We start from the raw sequence: 457 nt of genomic DNA on the forward strand, positions 1-457 counted from the left end.
CTTGGTTTCAAACGTAAGAGCAAGCTCTTGGAAGTTGTATCTTAAATCATTGATAATATGTTCAAACTATCTGGTAACTGAGTTTGTATATGGAAACATCAAAAGAAGAACTTCTAGCCGTATTAACGAAAGAGTGCGAAATGTACTCATCGATTCCTGCAAGTGAGCAACAGCAAAAACGCGATAAAAAGTGCTTTATTAATGGGTTGATGACAGCTTGCCGAGTTGTAGGTATCAGTTTTGAAGAACTGAACTCGATAATAGAATCTATGCCTCAACAGCCAAAGTTCAAAGACATAGATGAGCAACTATCTATCCCAACTTATGTACGAAATAACGTTGAGATTAAGTTGTAAAATTTGGCTACGCGCCTAACAAACTGTTCAAGAGTGATTCGCAACGCGTGGCATTTTTACTATGCGTTGCGTTTAGTGTTTAAGGTGGTATGCGGAAGCTT

1 protein-coding gene is annotated in these 457 nt (G+C 38.1%); it reads left to right on the plus strand.

Going from position 1 to position 457, the window contains the following annotated elements; translation table 11 throughout:
* The first annotated feature begins 89 nt into the window (after nucleotides 1–89).
* Entirely contained in the window at nucleotides 90–356 is a 267-nt protein-coding gene (locus NDJ01_RS09630; RefSeq protein WP_139060171.1) for a hypothetical protein, read from the plus strand.
* The last annotated feature ends 101 nt before the right edge of the window (nucleotides 357–457 follow it).

The organism is Vibrio sp. HS-50-1 (genome assembly GCF_024747315.1).
In the GTDB taxonomy this organism is placed as follows: domain Bacteria; phylum Pseudomonadota; class Gammaproteobacteria; order Enterobacterales; family Vibrionaceae; genus Vibrio; species Vibrio diabolicus.

Excerpts from the sequence above, each read along its gene's own strand:
- NDJ01_RS09630 (WP_139060171.1), top strand. The coding sequence starts at position 90 with ATGGAAACATCAAAAGAAGAACTTCTAGCCGTATTAACGAAAGAGTGC.